Annotated in this window: 24 protein-coding genes; 20 read left to right on the top strand and 4 right to left on the bottom strand. The window is 68.5% G+C overall.

Translation table 11 applies throughout. The features are described from left to right. The first annotated feature begins 6 nt into the window (after positions 1-6). Entirely contained in the window at positions 7-747 is a 741-nt protein-coding gene (tpiA, locus tag VB734_RS00560) for a triose-phosphate isomerase (protein WP_197164650.1), read from the top strand. Positions 748-762: 15 nt separating this feature from the next. Here the strand turns inward: tpiA and VB734_RS00555 are convergent, their stop codons facing one another. Then, positions 763-2,289: an FAD-linked oxidase C-terminal domain-containing protein gene (locus VB734_RS00555; RefSeq protein WP_197164652.1), complete on the bottom strand. Its 1,527-nt coding sequence runs from the start codon at positions 2,287-2,289 to the stop codon at positions 763-765. A 275-nt stretch (positions 2,290-2,564) separates the two neighbouring features. On the opposite strand from VB734_RS00555, the gene hemL reads away from it, so the two are divergent. Genes hemL through VB734_RS00520 form a run of 7 tightly spaced genes read left to right on the top strand, consistent with a single transcriptional unit; the run spans position 2,565 to position 9,585 of the window. Beyond that, positions 2,565-3,881 carry a glutamate-1-semialdehyde 2,1-aminomutase gene (hemL, locus tag VB734_RS00550; protein ID WP_197164654.1) on the top strand — a complete coding sequence of 439 codons (1,317 nt, stop codon included), beginning with the start codon at positions 2,565-2,567 and terminating at the stop codon, positions 3,879-3,881. Further along, a complete protein-coding gene (locus tag VB734_RS00545; RefSeq protein WP_322781518.1) occupies positions 3,881-5,098 on the top strand; it encodes an ABC transporter substrate-binding protein in 1,218 nt (405 codons plus the stop codon). Before hemL ends, VB734_RS00545 begins: the two co-directional genes overlap by 1 nt. A 7-nt stretch (positions 5,099-5,105) precedes the next feature. Beyond that, a complete protein-coding gene (locus VB734_RS00540) occupies positions 5,106-6,038 on the top strand; it encodes a branched-chain amino acid ABC transporter permease (RefSeq protein WP_322781519.1) in 933 nt (310 codons plus the stop codon). Further along, positions 6,035-6,916 (top strand): branched-chain amino acid ABC transporter permease, encoded by an 882-nt coding sequence (locus VB734_RS00535; protein WP_322781520.1) that lies wholly within the window; start codon positions 6,035-6,037, stop codon positions 6,914-6,916. Before VB734_RS00540 ends, VB734_RS00535 begins: the two co-directional genes overlap by 4 nt. Then, positions 6,916-7,713: an ABC transporter ATP-binding protein gene (locus VB734_RS00530; protein ID WP_322781521.1), complete on the top strand. Its 798-nt coding sequence runs from the start codon at positions 6,916-6,918 to the stop codon at positions 7,711-7,713. Before VB734_RS00535 ends, VB734_RS00530 begins: the two co-directional genes overlap by 1 nt. Beyond that, the gene (locus VB734_RS00525; RefSeq protein ID WP_197164662.1) at positions 7,710-8,456 is read left to right on the top strand and encodes an ABC transporter ATP-binding protein; all 747 of its coding nucleotides are present in this window, start codon (positions 7,710-7,712) and stop codon (positions 8,454-8,456) included. Before VB734_RS00530 ends, VB734_RS00525 begins: the two co-directional genes overlap by 4 nt. Then, positions 8,449-9,585 (top strand): calcium:proton antiporter, encoded by a 1,137-nt coding sequence (locus VB734_RS00520; RefSeq protein ID WP_197164664.1) that lies wholly within the window; start codon positions 8,449-8,451, stop codon positions 9,583-9,585. The genes VB734_RS00525 and VB734_RS00520 overlap by 8 nt, the downstream gene beginning before the upstream one ends. Before the next feature lie 9 nt (positions 9,586-9,594). Here VB734_RS00520 and VB734_RS00515 read toward each other — a convergent pair whose 3' ends face one another. Both VB734_RS00515 and VB734_RS00510 read right to left on the bottom strand, forming a co-directional pair. Then, entirely contained in the window at positions 9,595-10,035 is a 441-nt protein-coding gene (locus VB734_RS00515) for an RrF2 family transcriptional regulator (protein ID WP_197164666.1), read from the bottom strand. A gap of 24 nt (positions 10,036-10,059) precedes the next feature. After that, complete coding sequence (locus VB734_RS00510; protein ID WP_322781522.1) at positions 10,060-11,625, bottom strand: UbiD family decarboxylase; 1,566 nt, start codon at positions 11,623-11,625, stop codon at positions 10,060-10,062. 53 nt (positions 11,626-11,678) lie between these two features. Here VB734_RS00510 and VB734_RS00505 point away from each other — a divergent pair, with 53 nt between their 5' ends. The 5 genes from VB734_RS00505 (at position 11,679) to sds (ending at position 16,268) form a co-directional block, all read left to right on the top strand. Then, positions 11,679-12,434: a 2-phosphosulfolactate phosphatase family protein gene (locus tag VB734_RS00505; protein ID WP_322781523.1), complete on the top strand. Its 756-nt coding sequence runs from the start codon at positions 11,679-11,681 to the stop codon at positions 12,432-12,434. Positions 12,435-12,515: 81 nt separating this feature from the next. Beyond that, a complete protein-coding gene (locus tag VB734_RS00500) occupies positions 12,516-13,334 on the top strand; it encodes a carbon-nitrogen hydrolase family protein (RefSeq protein WP_322781524.1) in 819 nt (272 codons plus the stop codon). Between the two features lie 35 nt (positions 13,335-13,369). Then, on the top strand, positions 13,370-14,443 hold the full coding sequence (locus tag VB734_RS00495; protein ID WP_322782663.1) for an N-acetylmuramoyl-L-alanine amidase: 1,074 nt from the start codon (positions 13,370-13,372) through the stop codon (positions 14,441-14,443). Continuing rightward, positions 14,443-15,273 carry a glutamate racemase gene (gene murI, locus VB734_RS00490; protein WP_197164674.1) on the top strand — a complete coding sequence of 277 codons (831 nt, stop codon included), beginning with the start codon at positions 14,443-14,445 and terminating at the stop codon, positions 15,271-15,273. The genes VB734_RS00495 and murI overlap by 1 nt, the downstream gene beginning before the upstream one ends. 23 nt (positions 15,274-15,296) lie before the next feature. Then, the gene (sds, locus tag VB734_RS00485; protein WP_197164676.1) at positions 15,297-16,268 is read left to right on the top strand and encodes a solanesyl diphosphate synthase; all 972 of its coding nucleotides are present in this window, start codon (positions 15,297-15,299) and stop codon (positions 16,266-16,268) included. Between the two features lie 10 nt (positions 16,269-16,278). On the opposite strand, the gene VB734_RS00480 is transcribed toward sds, so the two are convergent. Continuing rightward, positions 16,279-16,710 carry a DoxX family protein gene (locus VB734_RS00480; RefSeq protein ID WP_197164678.1) on the bottom strand — a complete coding sequence of 144 codons (432 nt, stop codon included), beginning with the start codon at positions 16,708-16,710 and terminating at the stop codon, positions 16,279-16,281. An 87-nt stretch (positions 16,711-16,797) separates the two neighbouring features. Here VB734_RS00480 and VB734_RS00475 point away from each other — a divergent pair, with 87 nt between their 5' ends. The 7 genes from VB734_RS00475 to VB734_RS00445 form a co-directional block, all read left to right on the top strand. Then, positions 16,798-17,178 carry an MliC family protein gene (locus tag VB734_RS00475; RefSeq protein ID WP_197164680.1) on the top strand — a complete coding sequence of 127 codons (381 nt, stop codon included), beginning with the start codon at positions 16,798-16,800 and terminating at the stop codon, positions 17,176-17,178. Next, positions 17,178-18,149 carry a helix-turn-helix transcriptional regulator gene (locus tag VB734_RS00470; protein ID WP_322781525.1) on the top strand — a complete coding sequence of 324 codons (972 nt, stop codon included), beginning with the start codon at positions 17,178-17,180 and terminating at the stop codon, positions 18,147-18,149. The genes VB734_RS00475 and VB734_RS00470 overlap by 1 nt, the downstream gene beginning before the upstream one ends. Before the next feature lie 69 nt (positions 18,150-18,218). Continuing rightward, the gene (locus VB734_RS00465; protein WP_197164684.1) at positions 18,219-18,875 is read left to right on the top strand and encodes a class I SAM-dependent methyltransferase; all 657 of its coding nucleotides are present in this window, start codon (positions 18,219-18,221) and stop codon (positions 18,873-18,875) included. 177 nt (positions 18,876-19,052) lie between these two features. Further along, positions 19,053-19,838 (top strand): hypothetical protein, encoded by a 786-nt coding sequence (locus VB734_RS00460; protein ID WP_322781526.1) that lies wholly within the window; start codon positions 19,053-19,055, stop codon positions 19,836-19,838. A gap of 59 nt (positions 19,839-19,897) precedes the next feature. Then, positions 19,898-20,812 (top strand): DMT family transporter, encoded by a 915-nt coding sequence (locus VB734_RS00455; RefSeq protein ID WP_322781527.1) that lies wholly within the window; start codon positions 19,898-19,900, stop codon positions 20,810-20,812. A 1-nt stretch (position 20,813) separates the two neighbouring features. Continuing rightward, entirely contained in the window at positions 20,814-21,602 is a 789-nt protein-coding gene (locus VB734_RS00450) for an META domain-containing protein (RefSeq protein WP_322781528.1), read from the top strand. Then, a partial coding sequence (locus VB734_RS00445; protein ID WP_323242856.1) for a retropepsin-like aspartic protease occupies positions 21,599-22,274 on the top strand: 676 nt, incomplete at its 3' end. The genes VB734_RS00450 and VB734_RS00445, both read left to right, overlap by 4 nt.

Below are 22,274 nucleotides of genomic sequence, written 5' to 3'. Positions count from 1 at the left end.
GATCCTGTGCGTAAGGCCGTGATTGCAGGGAACTGGAAGATGCACATGACCTGCGCCGAGGCGCGGGCCTATGCCGCCGCTTTCCTGCCCCTTCTGGGAGACCTTCCCAGTGATCGGGAGGTGGTGCTGGCCCCTCCCTTCACCGCCATCGCCGCCCTGAGTGAAGCTCTCGCGGGCAGTCCCGTGAAGATCGCCTCCCAGAATGTGCACTGGGATCACATGGGGGCCTACACGGGCATGATCTCGGCCCCGATGCTGCTGGAACATGGCGTCAGCCACGCGATCGTGGGCCACAGCGAGCCGCGGAAGTACTACAGCGAAACCGACGAACAGATCAATCTGCGGGCCCGTACGGCCCAGAAGTCGGGAATGATCCCGATTCTGTGCGTGGGCGAGAGCGATTCCCAGCGGGAGGCGGGCGAAGCCGAGCGGGTGATCCGTCGACAGGTGGACCAGGGCCTCGAAGGCCTTGACCCCACCCGCCTGGTGGTGGCTTACGAGCCCATCTGGGCGATCGGCACCGGCAAGACCTGCGGAGCCGAAGAAGCCAACCGCCTCTGCGCCCTGATCCGTGGCTGGGTGGGCTACAACGATGTGGTGATCCAGTACGGCGGCTCGGTCAAGGCGGAGAACATCGACCTGCTGATGGCCCAGCCCGACATCGACGGCGTGCTGGTGGGAGGCGCTTCACTGGATCCAGCCGGTTTCGCGCGCATCGCCCGCTACCAGGTGCCCGTGGCAGCCTGACCAGGCTGCGAAGGCTCAGAACACCTCGATCGCTGCGGCCAGGGATTGATCGGAGGTCTCAGCGCCGGCGTCATCAGCGGAGGACACCTGCACGCGCACGCTGCGGGAACGACGGGCTGACTCGCCGCAGCTGCGAGGGGTGGGGAAGAGCTTGCCGGGATTGGCTCGGCCCTCGGGATCGAAGGCCTGGCGCACCAGCTGCATCGTGTCCAGGTCGTCCGGGGAGAACATCCAATCCATGTAGCACCGCTTGTCGGCGCCCACCCCATGCTCACCGGTGATGCTGCCGCCGGCGTCGATGCACAGACGCAGGATGTCGGCGCCGAGGGCCTGAACCCTCTCCTGCACGTCGGTCTGGCCGGCGTCGTAGAGGATCAGCGGGTGCAGGTTGCCGTCACCGGCATGGAAGACATTGGCCACCGGCAGGGCATAGCGGCGGCTGAGTTCCTCGATCGCGGCCAGGACCTGCGGCAGGGCGCTGCGGGGAACAACCCCGTCCTGAACGTAATAGGTGGGGGTGATCCGGCCCACGGCCGCGAAGGCCGACTTGCGCCCCTTCCAGAGCAGGGCGCGATCGGCCTCGGATTCGGCCCGGCGCAAGGTACGGGCGCCGGCCTGACAGCAGAGCTCCATCGCCCTCTCCGCCGCGGCGCTCACCTCCTCCAGGCGGCCGTCGAGCTCGATCAGCAGCACCGCAGCCGCATCGCGGGGGTACTCATCGCAGCCGAAGAGGTCGTCGACGGCATTGATCGTGAAGTTGTCCATGATCTCCATCCCCGCCGGCAGCACCCCCGCTTCGGTGACGCGGCGCACCGCCTCACCGGCCGCTTCCATCGAGGGGAAATCCGCCAGCAGCACCTGCACCGTCTGGGGCTGTGGCAGCAGCCGCAGGGTGATGGCGGTGGCAATGCCGAGGGTGCCCTCGCTGCCGATGAAAACTCCGCGCAGATCCAGGCCGGGCATTTCCGCCAGGCTTCCACCCAGGCGGGTGATGCGGCCATCCGGGAGCACCACCTCCAGCTCCAGCACGTGATTGCTGGTGACGCCGTACTTGAGGCAGTGCACTCCACCGGCGTTCTCGGCCACGTTGCCGCCGATGCTGCAGACCACCTGGCTGGAGGGGTCGGGGGCGTAGTAGAAGCCATCGCCGGCCACGGCACGGGTGACCCAGCTGTTGATCACCCCCGGCTGAACGGTGATGCGCTGGTTCTCCAGATCCACGGCCAGGACAGAACGCATGCGGCTGGTCACCACCAGCAGCGACTCCTGTTCGGCCACGGCACCGCCCGAGAGGCCAGTGCCGCTGCCTCGGGCCACGAAAGGAATCCCCTCCTCATGGCAGAGGCGCAGAACCGCCGCCACCTGGTCAGTGGTTTCAGGCAGCACCACCAGGGGCGGCTCATGCCGCTGCAGGGTGAGGCCATCGCTGTCGTAGGTGAGCAGCTCCGGGCGACGGGCCACCACTGCCCTGGAGGGCAGCAACTGACGCAGACGCCGCTCGATCCGGCCCCAGGGCAGGGTCAGGGCAGGCGGCTTGGCCAAGGGGTCAGCCAACAACAACGGGCAGCTCCGTGACGATAGCGAGCATGGCGGGTGAGCACCTCCCAGGAGCTCCGGGCCGGAAAGACTCGTTGCGAAATCTTGCGCAAACAACGTCTGATGGGGGGTCCGCGGAGACGATCCGCTGGCATGGTTGGTGCTTCTGCTGACGGGAACGGCAGCCCGTTGGGCGAAGATGCACCATGGTCAGGTGGTGCCAGGGCTCTCCTCAGGGTCGGCCCAGCCCCTTACCCCCTTCAACGTTCGCGGATCACGCCTTGACTTCGGCCCCTGTTTCGGTTCCTGCCCTGAACACCTCCCGTTCCCAGGACCTCTTCAGTGCCGCAAAGACCCTGATGCCCGGTGGGGTCAGTTCACCGGTGCGGGCCTTCCGCTCGGTGGGCGGTGACCCAATCGTCTTCGACAGGGTCAAGGGCGCCTATGCCTGGGACGTGGACGGCAACCGCTACATCGATTACATCGGCAGCTGGGGGCCGGCGATCTGCGGTCATGCCCACCCGGAAGTGATCGCCGCCCTGCATGAGGCTCTCGACAAGGGCACCAGCTTCGGCGCCCCCTGCGCCCTGGAGAACACCCTGGCGGAGATGGTGATCGAGGCGGTCCCCAGCGTCGAGATGGTCCGCTTCGTGAATTCGGGCACCGAGGCCTGCATGTCGGTGCTGCGGCTGATGCGGGCCTTCACCGGCCGCGACAAGCTGATCAAGTTCGAGGGCTGCTACCACGGCCACGCCGACATGTTCCTGGTGAAGGCCGGCTCGGGCGTGGCCACGCTCGGACTGCCCGATTCCCCTGGAGTCCCCCGCACCACCACCACCAACACGCTCACCGCCCCCTACAACGACCTGGAGGCGGTGAAACAGCTCTTCGCCGACAACCCCGGCGAAATCGCCGGGGTGATCCTCGAGCCCGTGGTGGGCAACGCCGGCTTCATCACACCCGAACCGGGATTCCTCGAGGGTCTGCGCGAACTGACCACCGAGCACGGCGCCCTGCTCACCTTCGATGAGGTGATGACGGGCTTCCGCATCAGCTACGGCGGCGCCCAGGCCCGCTTCGGCATCACCCCCGATCTCACCACCCTGGGCAAGGTGATCGGCGGCGGCCTGCCGGTGGGCGCCTATGGCGGCAGGGCCGACATCATGGCGATGGTGGCCCCGGCCGGGCCGATGTACCAGGCCGGCACCCTCAGCGGCAATCCTCTGGCGATGACCGCCGGCATCAAGACCCTGGAACTGCTGAAACAGCCCGGCACCTACGAACGGCTGGAGACGATCACCAAACGCCTCAGCGACGGCATCCAAGCGGCGGGTGCCGAGGCCGGCCTTCCGATCTGCGGCGGCTCGATCAGCGCCATGTTCGGCTTCTTCCTCTGCGAGGGGCCCGTGCGCAACTTCGAGGAAGCCAAGGCCACCGACAGCCAGCGCTTCGGTCGGCTGCACCGGGCCATGCTCGAGCGCGGGATCTACCTGGCCCCCAGTGCCTTCGAGGCCGGATTCACCTCCCTGGCCCACAGCGACGCCGACATCGAAGCCACCCTCCGGGCCTTCCGCGACTGCTTCGCCGCCATCGCCTGATGCAGGCAGGCCAGCGTTTCCGGATCGCGGCCGTCCTGGGGGCCGCTCTTTCCCTGGGGACCGCACTGGCGGCCTGCGGACCCCGCGCCGAAGACCAGCCGCTGCAGCTCAAGGGAGGCATCCCCGTCGGGGCGGTGCTCTCGCTCACCAGCAACGCCAATGCCTACGGGCAGGATCAGCAGATCGGCCTCAAGCTCGCTCAGGCCTGGTTCCAGCAACGCCAGGGGGCCAACCCTCAGGGCGCCCTGCCGCTGAACCTGCGCCTCGAGGACGGCGGCGGCGATGAGGCCACCGCCAGCCAGGCCTTCAATCTGCTGATCGACGCTGGGATGGTGGCCCTGATCGGTCCGACCCTCTCGCAGCAGGCCTTCGCGGCCGACCCGATCGCCCAGCGCCGCGGCGTGCCGGTGGTGGCGCCCTCCAACACCGCCAGCGGCATTCCCCAGATCGGTGGCTTCATCAGCCGGGTGTCGGCCCCCAGCACCGAGATTGCACCCCTGTCCATCGCCAAGGCTCTGGAGCTGACCCCCTCGATCCGTCGGGCGGCGGTGTTCTATGCCCAGGACGACGCTTACAGCACCTCCGAGACCGCCATCTTCCAGAAGGCGCTCACCGACAAGGGGCTCAAGCCCGTGACGGTGCAGCGCACCCAGCTCAATGACCAGGATTTTCAGAACCAGATCACCGCCGCCCTGCGTGAGACGCCCGATCTGATCGTGATCTCGGCCCAGGCGGTGGATGGCGGCAACCTGATCCGTCAGCTGCGCGAGCTGGGTTACAGGGGCACGATCGTGGTGGGCAACGGCATGAACACTCCGAACATCTATCCGATCTGCCAGGCCTACTGCGACGGCATCCTGATCGCCCAGGCCTACAGCCCGGAGCTCGACACGGCCGTGAACCGCGACTTCGTGGCCCTGTATCAGAAGGCCAAGGGCGGGGCCATCCCTCCCCAGCTCACGGCCCAGGCCTTCACGGCTTACCAGGTGGTGGCTGAAGCGCTGCAGCGGCTGAACCAACGCCAACCGCTGACCAGGGTTCCCCTGGGGGAGGCGCGCAAGGCGCTGATGGCCGAACTGCTCGCCGGCCGCTACGACACCCCTCTGGGTGAGATCAGCTTCAGCCCCGATGGCGAGGTGGTGCAACAGAGTTTCCACGTGGCCCAGGTGCGGATGCAACCCGGCGGACGAAGCGGCCGTTTCGCGCTGCTGCCCTGAGCCCAGCGTGGTTCATCTCCTGCAGATTCTGATCAACGGACTGGCCTCTGGTTCGGTCTATGCCCTTTTCGCCCTCGGCTACACCCTGGTGTTCTCGGTGCTGGGGGTGATCAACTTCGCCCATGGGGCGGTGTTCACGATCGGGGGGTACCTCACCTACCTGCTGATCGGTGGTGCGGTGGGGGCCAATGGGCTGTTGGCGGGCTGGCAACTGCCCGTTGCCCTGCCGTTCTGGCTGGCCCTGGCCGTGGCCGGAGCCGGCTCCGCCCTGGTGGGCCTGGGGGTGGAGGCGGTGGCCTTCCGCCCCCTGCGCCAGCGCAACGCCGAGCCGTTGCTCTACCTGATCTCCAGCCTGGGGGCCGGGGTTGTGCTCGTGAACCTGGTGCAGCTGCTGATGGGAGCTGAGAGCTACTCGATACCGGCCTCCACCCTGGCGGCCCTGCCACCGGCGCTGAACCTGGGCGGCGCCCAGATCCGCACCGTGCAGCTGCTCCTGCTGCTGGTGGCCGCCCTGTTACTGGTCCTGCTCACGATCTGGCTGGAGGGCAGCCGCAACGGCAAGGCCCTCCAGGCGGTGGCGGAAGATCCCATCACCTCCCGCCTGCTCGGCATCGATTCCGGCGCCATGATCCGCCTGGCCTTCGCGCTGAGCGGAGTCCTGGCGGGGGTGGCCGGCGGGCTGGTGGGGCTGAGCGTGAGCATCGCCGGGCCCTACTTCGGCATCGGCTACGGGCTCAAGGGTCTGGGCGTGCTGGTGCTGGGCGGGCTCGGCAGCGTGCCTGGAGCGGTGCTGGGCGGCCTGATCGTGGGGCTGGCCGAGGCACTGGTGCCCTCGGAGCTCTCCGGCTACAAGGACGGGGTGGCCTTTGCGATCCTGTTTCTGGTGCTGCTGCTCAGGCCCCAGGGACTGCTCGGCAAACCTCTGGCGAACAAGGTGTGAGCGATCTCTCCCTGCTGGTGCAGATGGGTTTCGGCGCCCTGCTGGCCCTCTCTGTCTACCTGCCCCTGCGCTGCGGTCAGCTCTCCCTCGCCACACCGGGCTTCTATGTCATCGGCGGCTACGTGGCCGCCCTGCTCTCCACCCGCTGGCCGGCCCTCTCGGGTGATGGGGGGGGCTATCCCCTCACGTCCCTGGCCCTGGAGCTGCTGCTGGCGGCCCTGGTGGCGGCCGCTGTGGCCCTGCTGCTGGGCCGACCTGTGCTGCAGCTGCGCGGCATCTATCTGGCCATCGCCACCATCGCCCTGGTGGAGATCCTGCGGGTGCTGAACCTCAACCTGGACTGGAGCGGCGGCGCCGTGGGGATCTTCGGCATTCCCCAGCCCTTCGCAGGTCCGGGGGGCTATGCCCTGGCCACCGGGATCCTGCTGGCACTGGTCTGCTGGCTCTGTGCCCGTCTGGAGGCCATGCGGCTGGGACGGGCCATGGCGGCCATCCGCGATGACGAGCTGGCGGCCCGCTGCATGGGGATCCCCACGGCCGACGTGAAACTCACCGCCTTCGTGCTCAGTGCCGTGATCGCCGCCCTCACCGGTGTCCTGGCCGCCCACTTCCTCAACACGTGGAACGCCCGTCAGGGCAGCTTCGATGCCAGCGTCACCACCCTGGCGTTCGTGGTCTTCGGGGGCTCGCGGATCTGGCTCGGGCCGGTGCTGGGGGGCCTGGTGATCACGGCCCTGCCCGAACTGCTGCGGCCGGTGGGGGATCTGCGCCTGATCCTCTTCGGCCTGGTGATCCTGGTGGGGCCGATCCTCTTTCCCCAGGGCCTGGTCACCCCGGAGCGCTTCGCCAGGCTCCGGGACGCTCTGCGACGACCCTGATGCCGACCGCCTCAGCCCAAGGAACGGCTGCAGCTCCCCTGCTGGTCCTGGAGGAGGTGAGCTGCCGCTTCGGCGGCCTGCTCGCCCTGGATCGGGTGTCCCTTCAGGTGCAGCCGGGAGAGATCTTCGGACTGATCGGTCCCAATGGAGCCGGCAAGACCACCCTGTTCAACCTGATCTCCGGGGTGGGAAGGCCCACGGCCGGGTCGATCCGCTGGGGTGGTGAAGCGATCGACGGCCTGCCGCCCGACCGGATCAACCGTCTGGGGATCGGCCGCACCTTCCAGAACCTGCGCCTGTTCCAGCGGCTGAGCTGCCTGGAGAATGTGCTGATCGGTCTGCACCACAGCGCGGGCTCCCCACTGCACGCCGCCCTGCTGGGGGGACGACCGTTTCGTCAGCACCAGGGGGAGTTGCGCCAACAGGCGCTGGAGCTGCTGGCGCTGGTGGATCTCGACACCACTGCCGGCCGGCCGGCCGGCAGCCTGGCCTATGGGTCGCAACGGCGGCTGGAGATCGCCCGCGCCCTGGCCACCGCCCCACGGCTGCTGCTGCTGGATGAACCGGCCGCCGGCATGAACCCGATCGAGAAAGAGGAGCTCTCGGTTCTGATCCGCCGCCTGCGCTCTCGCTTCGATCTCAGCGTGCTCGTGATCGAGCACCATGTCCCGTTGATGATGCGCCTCTGCGACCGGCTGGCCGTGCTGAACTTCGGCCGGCGGATCGCCCTGGGCACCCCTGAGCGCGTGCGCCACGACCCGGCGGTGATCGAGGCCTATCTGGGGGTGAGCCCATGAGCTCCAGCACCGCCCCGCCGCTGCTGGCCCTGAGGGATATCTCGGTGCGCTACGGAGCGATCAGCGCCCTCAGTGGCGTCGATCTGCACATCCACGACGGGGAACTGGTGGCCCTGCTGGGTTCCAACGGTGCCGGCAAGAGCACCACCCTGCGGGCGATCTCGCAGCTGGTGAAGCCGGAGACGGGACGGATCGACTGGCAGGGCCGCTCTCTGGCCAGGACCGCCACCGAGGGAACGGTGCGGCTCGGGATCGGTCACTGCCCGGAAGGGCGCCGGGTGCTGGCCCGCCAGACGGTGGCCGTGAATCTTGAGCTCGGGGCCTACCTGCGCCGCGATCGGCGCGGGATCGAGCTGGATCTTCAGCGCTGCTACGAGCGCTTCCCCCGCCTGCGGGAGCGCCGCGCGCAACTGGCCGGCAGCCTCTCCGGCGGAGAGCAGCAGATGCTGGCGATCGCCCGCTCGCTGATGGGGCGTCCGCGGCTGCTGCTGCTGGATGAACCCAGCCTGGGGCTGGCACCGATGCTGGTGGCCGAGGTGATGGCGATCCTGCAGCAGCTTCATCGCGAGGGACTCACGATCCTGCTGGTGGAGCAGAACGCCCAGGCGGCCCTGGCCATCGCTGACCGGGGCGTGGTGCTCCAGGCCGGCCGCGTCAGCCTCAGCGGCAGCGCCGCCGAACTCCTGGCCCACGAGGATCTCAGGACCTCCTATCTCGGAGCCGAGGAGCCGGGTGATGGCTGATCTGATCCGGCGGCTGCTGATCAGCCGCTGGAGCCTGCTGCTGCCCTTCACCCTGCTGACGCTGCTCTCCGTTCCCTTTCCCGCCCTGGAGCGGATCCCGGTGCTGCTGAGCTTCGGGCTCCACGGGCTTGGCCTGGTGCCCCTGGGGCGAATGATCGCCGTGCTGGTGGAAGCCCTGGCCCAGCGACTGGGAAACCGGCTCGGCGGTCTGGTGGGAGTGGCTCTGGGCAACCTGGTGGAGCTTGTGGTCTCGTTCACCGCCCTCAACAGCGGCCTCTACCCCCTGGTGGTCACCAGCCTGGCGGGCGCGGTGATCACCAACTGCCTGCTGGTGCTCGGGCTCAGCACACTGGTGGCCAGCCGCCGCGTGATCGCGGTGCCGATCCACGCTCACAGCACGCAGCTGCAGACCCAGCAGCTGCTGATCAGCACCATTCTGCTGTCGGTGCCTTCGATCTTCCTGCTTCATCAGGGGGAGGGAATCTCCGCGGGCTCGGACCGCTTCGAAGGCTTCGCCCTCTATTCAGCCCTGGTGGCGGCCCTGGTGCTGGGGTACTACCTGCTCTCCTTCGTCTATCAACTCGGCACCCACCGTCGGTTGTTTGCCGGAGTCGAGGCAAGTCGTGGACTTCAGATGGTCAGCGCGCTTGGCCGGCATCGGGCCTCGCTGGCCACGATCCTGGTGCTGATCGCCCTGGTCAGTCTCCTGCTGGTGGGGGTATCGAAGGCCCTTGTGAGCTCCCTGGAGCAACTGGTGGCCCAGCTCGATCTGAATCCCCTGTTCGTGGGACTGGTGCTGCTGCCCCTGTTCGGCTGCTTCGCGGAAGCCGTTGTGGCCATCCAGGCGGGCCGCAACGGCAACATGGATCTGGCCATGAGCAGCACGGTGGAATCCAGCCTGCAGCTGCTGCTGTTCGTGCTGCCGGTGCTGGTCCTCTCGGGGCTGGTGATGGCGCGCTATCTGCATCTGGCCTTCCCACCGGTGGCCCTGGCCTGCCTGGGCTGCACGGTGCTGATGGTCGACTGGATCAGCAAGGACCGACAGCTCAGCTGGTACGAGGGCCTGCAGCTTCTGCTCCTCTATGCCAGCTTCGCGATCGGGGCCCTGCTGCTGCCGGCCGCCCCTTGAGCAGGGCCTTCAGCCCAGCATCAGGCCCCCCTCCTGGCGGAGGCACTCCTGGGTGCTGCGCAGGTCGTAGAGCAACTCCTCGAGGCTGAGCCGGGCCAGCTCCCGCTCCAGCGCCTGCTGCAGCCGCCGCTCCAGGGCCAGGGCCACCTGCTCCCCCGCCTGCTCGGGGGAGGGCGCGACAGCCGAAGCCTGGGAGGGATCCGACTCCACCGCCCGCAGCACCTCCAGCAGGGGAATGGCGGCGGCGGCACGCCGAAGCCTGTAGCCGCCATGACGACCCCGGCGGGCCTCCACCAGGTCAGCCCGGCGCAGCTGCAGCAGCACCTGCTCCAGCATCGGCTCGGGAATCGCCTGGCAGGCGGCCAGATCAGGCCCCGAGCGCCAGCTCTCGGGCTCCAGTGCCAGTTCCAGCAACGCCTGGATCGCCTGGAGTCCCCGGCGTTTGAGCATCACGGCCTGGGAGGGAGCATCGGGCTAAGCGCGCGGGACGGCCAGCCGCTCGAGCACGTGTTCGAGCGTGTAACCGAACAGCACCGGATCGGGATCACGGGCATCGATGTCCGCGAGGCCCAGTTCAGCCCAGCGCCGATCCACCCTGGCCTCCTGCTCCGCCGTGCGCCGCAGGGGTTCGCCCCAGTCGTGGCGCTTCTCGGGACCGATCTTGGTGGTGGCATCGATCGCCAGACGGCCACCGAGCCCGAGCCGCTCGCTGGCGAAATCCAGGGTGTCGAAGGGGGTGTCCTCGAGCACGAACAGATCCCGCTGGGGATCCACCTGGGCGCTGATCGCCCAGATCACCTGGCGTGGATCGCGGATGCTGATCGTCTTGTCGACCACCACCACGAACTTGGTGTAAGTGAACTGGGGGAGAGCACTCCAGAAGGCCATCGCCGCGCGCCTGGCCTGGCCCGGATAGGCCTTGTCGATGGCAATCACCGCCAGCTTGTAGCTGAGGCCCTCCATCGGCAGGAAGAAATCGACGATCTCCGGCACCTGCTGGCGCAGGATCGGCGTGTACATCCGGTTGAGGGCGATCGCCAGCATCGCTTCCTCCTTGGGCGGGCGGCCGCTGAAGGTGGTGAGAAAGACCGGATCGCGCCGCTGGGTGACGCAGTGGAAGCGCACCAGGGGGGAATCCTCCAGGCCGCCGTAGAAGCCCATGTGATCCCCGAAGGGGCCATCCGGGAGAACCTCGCCCGGAGCGATCGTGCCCTCCAGCACCACCTCGCTGTGGCTGGGCACCTCCAGGTTGAGCGTCTTGCACTTCGCCAGGCGCACCCCCTCCCCGGCATAGATGCCGGCGAACAACCACTCGCTCAGCTGCACGGGAATCGGGGTGGCGGCGGCCATCACCAGCAGGGGGTGCACGCCGATCGCCACCGCCACCTCCAGCGGCTTGCCCAGGGCCGCTGCCTTGCGCAGGTGGCGAGCCCCGCCGCGCACACTCAGCCAGTGCACGGTCATCGTGTTCGCTGACTGGCGCTGCAGGCGGTACACGCCCACGTTGGGCACCCCCGTTTCCGGGTCCTTGGTGATCACCAGGCCGAGGGTGACCACGCCGCCGGCATCACCAGGCCAGGGGCGCAGCAGCGGCAGGGCATCGAGATTCACCTGCTCGCCCTTGAACACCTGCTGGTGGCAGGGAGGAAGCAGGTCGAGGTCGGGGCGGGCCTTGACGACATCCCAGAGCACCCCGCCGAAGCGGGCCGCTTCCCGCAGGCCCTTGGGGGGGCGCGGTTGCTGCAGCAGGGCGAGCCGCTCGCCCAGGTCTTCGAGCTGCTCGGCCCGCTCCAGGCCCATGCTCCAGACCACCCGCTCCACCGTGCCCAGCAGGTTGACCGCCACCGGCATGGAGCTGCCGATCACGTTCTCGAACAGCAGTCCAGGTCCACCGCGGGCCAGCACCCGGTCAGCGATGGCGGCCAGCTCCAGATCGGGATCCACCGGAGCGGTGATCCGCCGCAGCTGACCACGTTGCTCGAGCAGCGCCAGAAAGCCCCGCAGGTCTCGGGTGGTGCTCCGCGGCAACACTGCCTGCATCGGTTCAGATCCGTTGCTGCCTACTGTGGCGCACCCTCCTCACCCGCCGTGCCGTGCTGATCCAGACCTTCCACACCTCCGAATGCGTGCCGGAAGCGGGGAGTGCCGAAGGCGGCAGACCCGATGCGGCTGTGGTGATCGATGTGCTGCGGGCCACCACCACCATGGCCTGGGCGCTGGAGAACGGCGCCGAGGCGATCCAGGCCTTTGCCGACCTTGAGGCCCTCAAAGCCAGTGCCGCCGCCTGGCCCCCCGAGCGACGTCTCACCGCCGGTGAGCGCGGCGGGGCCCGGGTGGAGGGCTTCGACCTGGGCAACTCGCCGCTGGGGGTGACCCCTGAGCTGGTGGCGGGCAAGCGCATCTTCATGAGCACCACCAATGGAACCCGCTCCCTCGACCGGGTGCGGGATCTGCCCCTGCTTCTCACCGCCTGCCTGCCGAACCGCACGGCAGTGGCCATACGGCTGATCGAGCGGGAGGTTGAGAACGTCTGGATCGTGGGCAGCGGCTGGGAGGGGGCCTATTCGCTGGAGGACAGCCTGGCGGCGGGCGCCGTGGGGGCCGCGTTGCTCGAGCTGGCACCGGCCGCGGGGATCAACGTGGTGGCGGGGAACGACGAGATGGTGGCGGCCCTGGCCCTCTGGCAGCAGTGGCGGCACGACCCCGAGGGCTGCCTGCGCACCGCCAGCCATGGCCAACGCCTGGAGAGGCTCGGCAACCACGATGCCGACTTCCAGTGCTGTGCCGCGCTCGACACCCTCACGATCGTGCCGATGCAGGCCGAACCCGGAGTGCTCAAAGCCAGCTGAGGCCAGCCCATGAGGGGGCCGCCCTGGCCGCCCCCCGACGGACCTCCCCCTAAAGTTCCGCCGACCTGGCACTTCCCTCCGGTGACGAGCTTTCTGGCTGCCGCGGTGCAACTCACCAGCACACCCGATCCGGACGCCAACTTCGCCGCCGCCGAAGAGCAGATCGAGCTCGCCACCCGGCGCGGCGCCGAGCTGGTGGGACTTCCTGAGAATTTCGCCTTCATGGGCGACGACAACCGCCGCCTGGAGCTGGCCCCCAGTCTGGCGGACCGCTGCAGCCGCTTCCTGGTCACGATGGCTCGGCGCTACCAGGTGACACTCCTCGGCGGAGGCTTCCCCGTGCCCGCCGGCGAGCGGGTCACCTACAACCGGGCGGAACTGGTGGGTCGTGACGGCCAGCTGCTGGCCCGCTACGACAAGATCCACCTCTTCGATGTGGATCTGCCTGACGGCAACACCTACAGGGAATCGGAAACCGTCCGATCCGGCACCACGCTGCCACCTGTGGTCGATGCTCCCGGCCTCTGCAGGATCGGCCTCTCGATCTGCTACGACGTGCGCTTCCCCGAGCTCTACCGCCACCTGGCCGGTGCCGGCGCTGAGCTGATCATGATTCCGGCAGCCTTCACCGCCTTCACCGGCAAGGACCACTGGCAGGTGTTGCTGCAGGCCCGGGCGATCGAAAACACCTCCTACGTTCTCGCCCCGGCCCAGACGGGACTGCACTACGGACGCCGCCAGAGCCACGGGCACGCTCTGGTGATCGATCCCTGGGGCACGGTCCTGGCCGATGCCGGCATCGGTGTCGGGCTTGCGGTGGCCCCCGTCGACCCGGACCATGGCCGTCGGGTCCGTGCCCAGATGCCCAGCCTCAACCACCGTCGTCCTTCGCTGTTCTGATCCTGAGGAAGTCACGCCTACCCCGTCTCGGCCCGCTGTCCACCGTTCTCCTCGGTGGAGCGCTTCAGGCCACCCTGCTGCTGGCGGCTTTGCCGGCCTGGGCGGCCAGTGCCCTGGCGGCCTGGCGCATCAACAGCGATGGCGTGCTGGAGCTGCGCACGTCTCCGTCGATTTCCCTCCAGGCTTTCTTCGAGGCGGGCCGCGGGAACACCGGGCCAAGGGTATGGGTCGATCTGCCGGGAGCTCCCAGCCGCACCCGCAGCATCCGCGGCAACGGCGTCCTGCGGGAGGTCCGCATCGGCAAGCCGGATCCCAGCACCACCCGACTGGTGCTTGAGTTCCAGCCAGGCACTCAGCTCGATCCCAGACGACTGAGGCTGGTGGGCACGGCCCGGGACCGCTGGAAGCTCGAATTCGAGGGTCTTCCCAATGGAAGCCTGCGCACGATGGGTGAGGGGGATGTGACCGCCGCCTCCGTTCCATGGCGGTCGAATCCGGGCTTCACCCCCGGCTACAGCCGGACTCCCCTCTCCTCGGCCGGACTTCCCGATGTGCCACGCGGGCGCTACCGGGTCGTGATCGATCCGGGCCACGGGGGGCCCGACCCCGGGGCTGTAGGCATCGGCGGACTGCGCGAAACCGATGTGGTGCTCGACATCAGCCTCCAGGTGGCGCGGCTGCTCCAGGCCAAGGGGGTCCAGGTGCTGCTCACCCGCACCTCGGAAATCGACGTGGACCTGCCGCCGCGGGTCTCCCTGGCCAACAGCAGCAGGGCGAATGCCTTCGTGAGCATTCATGCCAACGCCCTCAGCATGGCCCGGCCGGATGTCAACGGGATCGAAACCTTCTACTTCCAGAGCTCGCTCTCCAGAGCTCTGGCGTCCGCCATCCAGTCGGAAGTGCTCGCCGTGTCACCAGGGAGTCCGGATCGGGGGGTACGCACCGGGCGGTTCTTCGTGATCCGCCGCACGGTGATGCCCGCCGCCCTGGTGGAAACCGGGTTCGTCACCGGCGACATCGACTCCCCGCGTCTGGCCACCGCCTCCCACCGTCAGCGACTGGCCCAGGCGATCAGCAGCGGTATTCTCCGTTATCTGGCAGGGGGCTGATGGAGCAGCGAATCGGCCTGCTGGACAGCGGACTGGGCGGGCTGACGGTGTTGCGGCGGATGCTCGAGCATCATCCCGATCTTCCCTTCGTGTACCTGGGCGACACCGCCCGTGTGCCCTACGGCCATCGCTCTCCCAACGAGATCCGCCGGATCGCCGCGGAAGTGGTGGGCTGGTTGCGGGTGCAGAACGTGAATGCGGTGCTGATGGCCTGCAACACCACCAACGCCCTGGCCTTCGACATCGCCGAGGCCGAAGCCGGTGAAGGCATCCCCGTGTTCGGCCTGATCGACTGCGTGGCCAGCCAGCTGCATTGCCGGCGGGTGGGGGTGCTCGCCACTCCCGCCACGGCCGGCAGCGGGGCCTATGGACGGGCCCTGCGCCAGGCCGATCCCTCCTGCCATGTGATCGAGATCGGTTGTCCGGCCTTCGTGCCCCTGATCGAAGACGGCAATTTCGACGATCCACGCCTGCGCGCCGCGGCGATCTCCTACCTGGAGCCGCTGCTGGCGGAGCGGGTGGAGGCGATCGTGCTGGGCTGCACCCATTACCCGCTGCTGGAGGAGCTGCTGCGTGAGCTGCTTCCGCCCGAGGTGGTGCTGGTGGATCCGGCCCAGGCGGCGGTGGCTCAGCTGGGTCAACGGCTGGGCAAGGCACCCGTCCATCAGGCCCGCTGCTGTGGCCTGCACCCCAGGGAGGTGCCGGTGGAGCGGGGACGATTCTGCGTCACGGGAGATGCCGAGGCCTTTGCCCTGGCCGCAGCCCCCTGGCTCGGCTGGCAACCCCAGGTGGAGCAGGTCTGCCTGCGTTCGTCGGTGGGAGCCTTCTAGGATCTGCGCACCGGGCGGGAGACATGGCCACCGTTGCAGAGCTGCTCCAGCCGGTCGAGAACGACCTGGAAACCCTGCTGAGCGATCTGCGCAGTCTGATCGGAGCGGGGCATCCCATTCTTCAGGCGGCAGCCGAGCACCTGTTCAGTGCTGGAGGCAAGCGGATCCGCCCCGGCATCGTGCTGCTGCTCTCCCGCGCCCTCTCTCCCGACGGCGAACTCTCCAGCCGCCACAGGCGCCTGGCGGAGATCACCGAGATGATCCACACCGCCTCGCTCGTTCACGACGACGTGGTGGACGAGGCCTCCACCAGGCGCGGTGTGGACACGGTGCACAGCCGTTTCAACAATCGCCTGGCGGTGCTCGCCGGTGATTTCCTCTTTGCCCAGGCCAGCTGGCACCTGGCCAACCTCGACGACCTCGCCGTCGTCAAGCTGCTTTCCCGCGTGATCATGGACCTCGCCGATGGCGAGGTGAGGCAGGGCCTCTACCGCTATGACACCGGCCAGAGCTTCGAGACCTATCTCGACAAGAGCTACTGCAAGACGGCCTCCCTGATCGCCAACAGCGCCAAGGCGTCCGGTGTGCTCAGCGGCCTCGCTGACGACCGCCTCGAAGACCTCTACCGCTTCGGGCGCCAGCTCGGCCTTGCCTTCCAGGTGGTCGATGACATTCTCGACTTCACCGGCAGCGACCAGCAGCTCGGCAAGCCCGCCGCCAGCGATCTGGCCACCGGCTATCTCACGGCTCCGGTGCTCTTTGCTCTTGAGGAACGTCCTGCCCTGGCCGGCCTGATTGAACGGGAACTCTGTGAGCCCGAGGACCTCGCCCAGGCCCTGGCCCTGGTGCGGGGCTGCGAAGCGATCCCCCGCTCCAGGGCCCTGGCCGAAGGGTTTGCCCGCGAGGCCGGTGAAGCCCTTCAGTGGCTCAGCCCCTCCGACTCGCGCACAGCCCTGCTCAGCCTTCCCGACTTCGTGCTCAGCCGGCTCTACTGAGCCGGCTCTGCTATCGACGGAGCCTCGGCCGCCGCTCGACCGGCGGTTGATTGGCCACCAGCAGCAGACCCGCCACGATCGCCAGATTCTTCAGCAGCTGGATGCGGTCGGCGGTGTCAGCCAGCTCGCTGTGGAAGATGAGGGTGGTGGGCACCAGGAAGACCAGCAGCAACACCGCTCCCAGACGCTGACGCCAGCCCAGGATCAGCAGGGCCGATCCCACCGCCAGCAGCGCGATGGCCAGCACCAGCAGCAGAGGGGCCAGAGGCAGGCCTCGGGCCGCGATCGTGCCGGCCACCGCGCCGAAGTTGGTCAGCTTGCCGACGAGGGCATGCACGAACACCAGGGCGAGCAGCACTCGGGCCACCCCCTCAATCCAGGGATTGGCCCGGTGGCGCTGGCCAGAGCGGGAGAGGCGCAGCTGGGGCCTGGAGCTCCTCATCGTGAACCGTGCATGGGGCCTGCAGTCTGCTGGCACCAGATTGGGTCTCGTGATGGCACAGTGCAAGGGCACGTCAGGATCCACGCCATGGTCGGCCTTTCGTTGCTACGAGCCCCGGTGCTGCCGACCCCGGTGGTGCTGTCGACCCTGGGAGCTGGCCTGGGAAGCGTGCTGCTGATCACTCAGGCCGCCATCGCCGAACCAGCGATCCGGGCGGACTATCGCTGCAGCGGCCCTGGAGAAACGCTGCAGGTCACGGCCCTGTTCTTCCCCGAGAACCCGCGGCAGGTGGTGCTGATCGTGGAGGAGCAGGCGGTGCGCCTGCCCCAGGCCCCCTCCGGCAGTGGCGCCCGCTACAGCTCCCTGGGCCAGGAGTTCTGGGTGAAGGGCCGGGAAGCGCGCTGGATCCGCACTCACGCACAAGCGGAACAGCCCCTGACCTGTGCGGTCGTTCCCCAGGGCCGCTGATGCAGCAGAGGCGTCTGACGGCATCGGACCTTCCCTTCATGATGGAGTCCATCGACCGCAACCCCAGCGTGAGCGAGCGCGCGTCCCACCCGGCGGAGCCCTGCGAACCGGCCGACACAGCCGACCCTTCAACCGTGGAGCGTCTACCCATTCTGGTGAGCCTGGGCCGGACGCTCGCTGAAGCCCGGGAAGCCCAGGGCATCCCCCTGGCGGTGCTGGCGGAGCAGAACTACCTCTCCGCCGACCGGCTCGATGCCCTGGAATCTGGCGACCACACGCGGCTGCCCGAGAGGATCTACCTGATTGCCCAGGCCAGACGGGTGGCCACCAGCCTCGGCCTCGACGCCGACCAGCTGACCGAGCCCCTGCTGGAGATCCACCTGCCTGGAGTCAAACGCACGGCCGCACCTTCCTCGGCTCCCGTGGCGAGGGTGAGCCTGGCGGCTCCCGCCATGGCTCCCCGGGACCCCAGCAGCACCGCCCGGCTTGAGCCAGCCCGAAAGCCCCGACGGGTCGGAGTGACCTGGCTGCTGGCAGGCGTTGCCGGCGTGGTGGCCCTCGTGGTGGGCCTGGCCCTGGGGTGGAAGCCAAGCCAGCCCAAGGCCACCACCACGACGCGCCCACCCGCGGGAGCCGAGGCCAGCACAACCATCAGCCCAGCCGGCAAGCCCAGCCAGTCCACCAGTGCCGGCAAGCCCAGCGAGGGAAGCCTTCAGCTCAGCAGCCGTGAACCCAGTTGGCTGGAAGTGCGCAATGGCGAGGACAAGGAGCTGTTCCGGGGTCTGTTCACCGGCACCGGCAATTTTTCTCTGGGGTCAGGACTGAAGGTGCTGGCGGGCCGCCCGGACCTGATCACGGTGACCACCGCCTCTGGCGAGTCCGAGACCCTGGGCACGATCGAGCAGATCAGCTGGCAGCAGTTCTCCAGCAGTGGGGAACGTCAGCCCTCCCAGCGCCGATCCAGCCCCTGAAGCCGCCCGGGAGAGAATGCCACGACCCCCTGGAGCAGTCTGATCGAGCGCATCTGCGAACCCGAACTGATGGATGGGGCCGAGCAGGCCTGGGCCTATGCCGCTGCCGATTTCAATGCCAGCGACCAGGCGATGGTGGACCGCATCGCCCTCTGTTTCGGTTCCCGGCTCGGAGAGCGGATCCTCGATCTGGGCTGCGGCCCCGGCAACATCACCTTCCGGCTGGCGAGCCGCTACCCCTCCAGCCGGGTGGTGGGAGTGGATGGTTCAGGCGCGATGCTGGCCATCGCCCTCGCCCGCCTGGATCAGCGGAGACAGCACCAGCAGGACTCCCCGCCCTGCGGATCCGTGAGCTTCGTGCAGGCGCTGCTCCCCTCGTCCCGGCTGCAGGGGGGCTACGACGCTGTGGTGAGCAACAGCCTGCTGCATCATCTCCACGATCCCCAGGTTCTCTGGAGCACGGTGCGCCAACTGGCGGCCCCCGGGGCCGCGATCTACATCAAGGATCTGCGCCGCCCCCCCGATCAGACCACCCTCGAGCGGCTGGTGGCCACCCATGCGGCGGGGGCCCCTCCCGTGCTCCGGCACGACTACCGCCAGTCCCTCGGGGCTGCCTTCACGGTTCAGGAGGTGCAGGACCAGCTGCGTCAGGCCGGCCTCGGACAGCTGCTGGTGCGGGAAGCCGAGGATCGCTATCTGGAGGTCATGGGCCGGCACCCGGCATGAACCAGCTGCCGGTGAACCTGCTCGTGGATCCACACGGACAGGGGGGGAGGTCACCCTTACTCTTGCCGCACGTTCTGTGCATCACCGAAGCCGTTGCTCAGCTCTCTTCACGCGCGTCCGACTCTCCAACCCCGGAACGCTCTCCTGCTTGGGCTCACGGCACTGCTCCAGGCGCTGATGCTCCCGGCCGCCGTCTTCGCCGAGGAGGAGCAGACCGCCGAGCCCCCCGCACCCTCTCCCTGGAGCGCCACGGTGGAGCTGTACGGCTTCGCACCCCTGCGCACCACCGGCAGCACCACCGTCAAGGGGCTGACCGCCGATGTGGACCTCGATCTTGAGCAGGTGCTGCGCCCGCTGACCATGGCGGCCTACGTCCGGGGCAGCGTCGAGTACAAGCGGCTGGGTCTGCTCACCGACCTGAGCTATGTGTCGGTGCGCGGGGAGGACGCCGTGACATCCCCCACTGGGACCCGGCGACTGAGCGCGAAGCTGAACAACATCCAGGGCATCTACGACGTGGCCCTTCGCTATCGCTTCGGTGACAGGGAGCAGGCCGTTGCCAAGGCCGGCAGCTTCAGCGTGATCCCCTATGCGGGCGTGCGATTCGTCGACATGCGCTACGACCTGAGTGCCCAGTTCGACGGACCGCTTCTGAGCCTCGCCCGCTCCAGGAGCTTCGGTGGCACCGTGACTCAGCCGTTGCTGGGGACGCAGGCCAGTGTGTTCCTCTCGCCGCGCTTGCGCCTGTTCGCCCGGGGTGATGTCGGCGGCTTCGGCGTCAACAACTCCGACGACTATTCCGCCAATGCCCAGGTTGGTCTGGGCTATGCGGTGGGCAACAACACCCAGCTCAATCTCTCCTGGCGCTATCTCCACCTCGGTGGGACCAACGATCAGTCCCCGGAGAATGCCTACGACATCAACCAGAATGGAGTGGAGATGGGGGTGAAATTCTTTTTCTGAGCTGAGCCGAGACAGGCCTTCCAGCCGTGCGGCAGCTGATCCAGGCGAAGAGCTGAATCATGGCCTGGTTACCGCTGCTGCTGTACGTGGTGCTCAAGGGGCTGAACGCCACCGCCCTGAAAGGGCTGCAGGCCTTCGGGGCGTCTCACCCGATCGGTGGCGAGAACCCGATCAGCTTCTGCAACGTCTACTTCGTGGCCCAGGTGATCGTGGGCCTCACGGTGCTGTTGCCCGGACGTCACGAGCTGCCGTTGCTCCTGGCCAGGCTGGACGGGACCGATCGCCGTCTGCTGGTGCTCGACACGGTGCTCGGTCTGATCGTGGGACCCGTGGCCTTCTACTTCGCCCTGGAAGCCCTTTCGGTGATCAGCCAGACCCTGCTGTTCGCCCTGGTGTTGCCGCTGTCGGCACTGCTGGCCAGGCGTCTGCTGGGGGAAACGCTGCCACGGGGCTTCTGGTTGAGCTTCGGGCTGATCGTGCTCGGGCTGCTGCTGCCCCAGCTGGCGATGGCCGGCATGGGTGGCCCGATGGATGAACTGCGGGGGGTGATCTGGGCGCTGGTGGGAGTGGTCGCCTTCGCGGGCGCCGGGGTGAGCGGCCGCGCCATCGCTCAGCGTGGCTGGCCGGCCGCCCTCACGGTTGGGCTCACCACCACGATCTCGGCCCTGGTGTTCGGCGCCCTGGCCCTGATCCTGTTCGGGCCCGCCCATTTCCACCTGCTCAATGCCGCCTGGGTGGTGGGGGTGATCGTCATCTATGGACTCGGGCTGTCCCTGGGCAGTGAACTGGCCCTGCGCCAGGCCTACCGCCACTGGAGTGTGGCCCAGGTGTCGTTGTGGGGATCGCTGACGATCGTGGTGGCGGTGATCAGTGCAGCCCTGGTGCTGGGAGAGGCCATCCACCCCATCACGGTCATCGGGCTGCTTCTGGTGCTGCTGGGCACCAGGATGGGGACGGCCGTTGGTGGTGCTTGAGGTGACCGGACGCAGCGCAGCAGCATCGCTCGCTCTGGCCCTGGGGGCCCTGCTGACCGTCACGGTCAGCCCGCCGCCGGCTTATTCCCGGCCATCGCCCTTGGAGGGGAGTGCCTGGCTGCTGGAGTCGATTCCAGGGCAGCGCGCGGTGCTGCCGCCGGCTCCGACCATGCGGCTGGAGAACGGCCGCATCAGCGGCAGCGACGGCTGCAACCGCTATTCCGCTTCCGTGCTGCTCAGGAGCTCCGTCTTCCGGGTGAGCGGAGAGGGCCCCTCCACCCAGATGGCCTGCCCCGAGAGGCAGATGCGTCAGGCCGAGTCGTTCAGAGCAGCCCTCACGGCGGCCAGGGGCTACAGCCTCCGCAACGGCCAGCTGGAGCTGATGGCGGCCAATGGCACTCCTGTGGCCCGCTTCCGGCCCCAGCCCCAGGAGATCGCCGGAGCCCTCTGGATCGTCACCGGGCTCAACAACGGCAGGCAGGCGGTGGTGAGCACCCTGACCGGGACCACCCTCAGCCTGGAGCTCAGTGCCGGGGGCCGTCTGGAGGGAACAGCCGGATGCAACCGCTACTCCGCAGCGGTGGTGCTCGGCCCGGGAACGATCCAGGTGGGGCCACCGGCGGCGACCCGCAGGATCTGCGTCCGGCCCCGGGGAGTGATGGAGCAGGAGATCCAGTTTCTGAGCGCCCTTGAATCCGCCGACCACTGGCAGATCGAGGCGAACCGGCTGGAGCTGCGACGGCCCGACGGGGCGCTGGCTGTCACCCTTCGCCGCGCCGACGGCCGATGAGCTGGAGGGCCGCGGCGCTGGGGCTGGCTCTGGGACTGGAGCTCGTTGGCCTCCAGCCCGCGGCGGCTTCCCCTGTCTCCATGGCGCCCTGCGCAGCAGCGGCCCTGATTCAGCTGGGTGGGCCGCCCCTGGACTCCGGGCGGATCAGCGGCCAGGTGAACGTCCCCCTGGAGCGGGCCAGCGGCGGTGACACCCCCGTGCTCAGCCTCCGGAGTGAAGGCGGCCCTGTGCGGTTGTTGCTCGACACCGGGGCCTCCACCACCCTGGTGAGCCCCGAGCTGATGCGGCGGCTGAAGCTCGTGGGCCGGCCCGTGGATCCGAAGTCCTTCACGCTCGCCGGGGCCGGAGAAGGCTGCCCGGACCTCAAGCCCGGGCGGGTGAAGCTGCCCGAACTGATGCTCGCCGCTGGCGGCGAACGGCTTCGGCTCAGCGGCCTGGAGGCCCTGGTGCTGCCCGTGGCGGGATTGCCTCCAGGAATCGACGGTGTTCTGGGGGCTCCGCAACTGCGTCAGCAGCCGCTCTGGATCGACCCCCACGGGCAGCGCCTGAGCATCGGCGCCCTGGCCCTTGCCGATGCCGGGCGTTTTCGCCGTAGTGCCAGTGCCGGGACCGCCGCCAGCCTGCCCCTGGTCTGGCGCGAGGGGGTGCCGCTGCTGCCCCTGGCTACACCCC

It is taken from the genome of Synechococcus sp. BA-124 BA4 (assembly GCF_034931165.1).
Note: the sequence above shows the minus strand (reverse complement) of the source record. Positions and strands in the feature narration are given on the sequence as shown.

Excerpts from the sequence above, each read along its gene's own strand:
- VB734_RS00545 (WP_322781518.1), top strand. The coding sequence starts at position 3,881 with ATGCAGGCAGGCCAGCGTTTCCGGATCGCGGCCGTCCTGGGGGCCGCT.
- VB734_RS00530 (WP_322781521.1), top strand. The coding sequence starts at position 6,916 with ATGCCGACCGCCTCAGCCCAAGGAACGGCTGCAGCTCCCCTGCTGGTC.
- VB734_RS00525 (WP_197164662.1), top strand. The coding sequence starts at position 7,710 with ATGAGCTCCAGCACCGCCCCGCCGCTGCTGGCCCTGAGGGATATCTCG.
- VB734_RS00520 (WP_197164664.1), top strand. The coding sequence starts at position 8,449 with ATGGCTGATCTGATCCGGCGGCTGCTGATCAGCCGCTGGAGCCTGCTG.
- VB734_RS00515 (WP_197164666.1), bottom strand. The coding sequence starts at position 10,035 with ATGCTCAAACGCCGGGGACTCCAGGCGATCCAGGCGTTGCTGGAACTG.
- VB734_RS00510 (WP_322781522.1), bottom strand. The coding sequence starts at position 11,625 with ATGCAGGCAGTGTTGCCGCGGAGCACCACCCGAGACCTGCGGGGCTTT.
- murI (WP_197164674.1), top strand. The coding sequence starts at position 14,443 with ATGGAGCAGCGAATCGGCCTGCTGGACAGCGGACTGGGCGGGCTGACG.
- sds (WP_197164676.1), top strand. The coding sequence starts at position 15,297 with ATGGCCACCGTTGCAGAGCTGCTCCAGCCGGTCGAGAACGACCTGGAA.
- VB734_RS00480 (WP_197164678.1), bottom strand. The coding sequence starts at position 16,710 with ATGAGGAGCTCCAGGCCCCAGCTGCGCCTCTCCCGCTCTGGCCAGCGC.
- VB734_RS00475 (WP_197164680.1), top strand. The coding sequence starts at position 16,798 with ATGGTCGGCCTTTCGTTGCTACGAGCCCCGGTGCTGCCGACCCCGGTG.
- VB734_RS00470 (WP_322781525.1), top strand. The coding sequence starts at position 17,178 with ATGCAGCAGAGGCGTCTGACGGCATCGGACCTTCCCTTCATGATGGAG.
- VB734_RS00465 (WP_197164684.1), top strand. The coding sequence starts at position 18,219 with ATGGATGGGGCCGAGCAGGCCTGGGCCTATGCCGCTGCCGATTTCAAT.
- VB734_RS00460 (WP_322781526.1), top strand. The coding sequence starts at position 19,053 with ATGCTCCCGGCCGCCGTCTTCGCCGAGGAGGAGCAGACCGCCGAGCCC.
- VB734_RS00455 (WP_322781527.1), top strand. The coding sequence starts at position 19,898 with ATGGCCTGGTTACCGCTGCTGCTGTACGTGGTGCTCAAGGGGCTGAAC.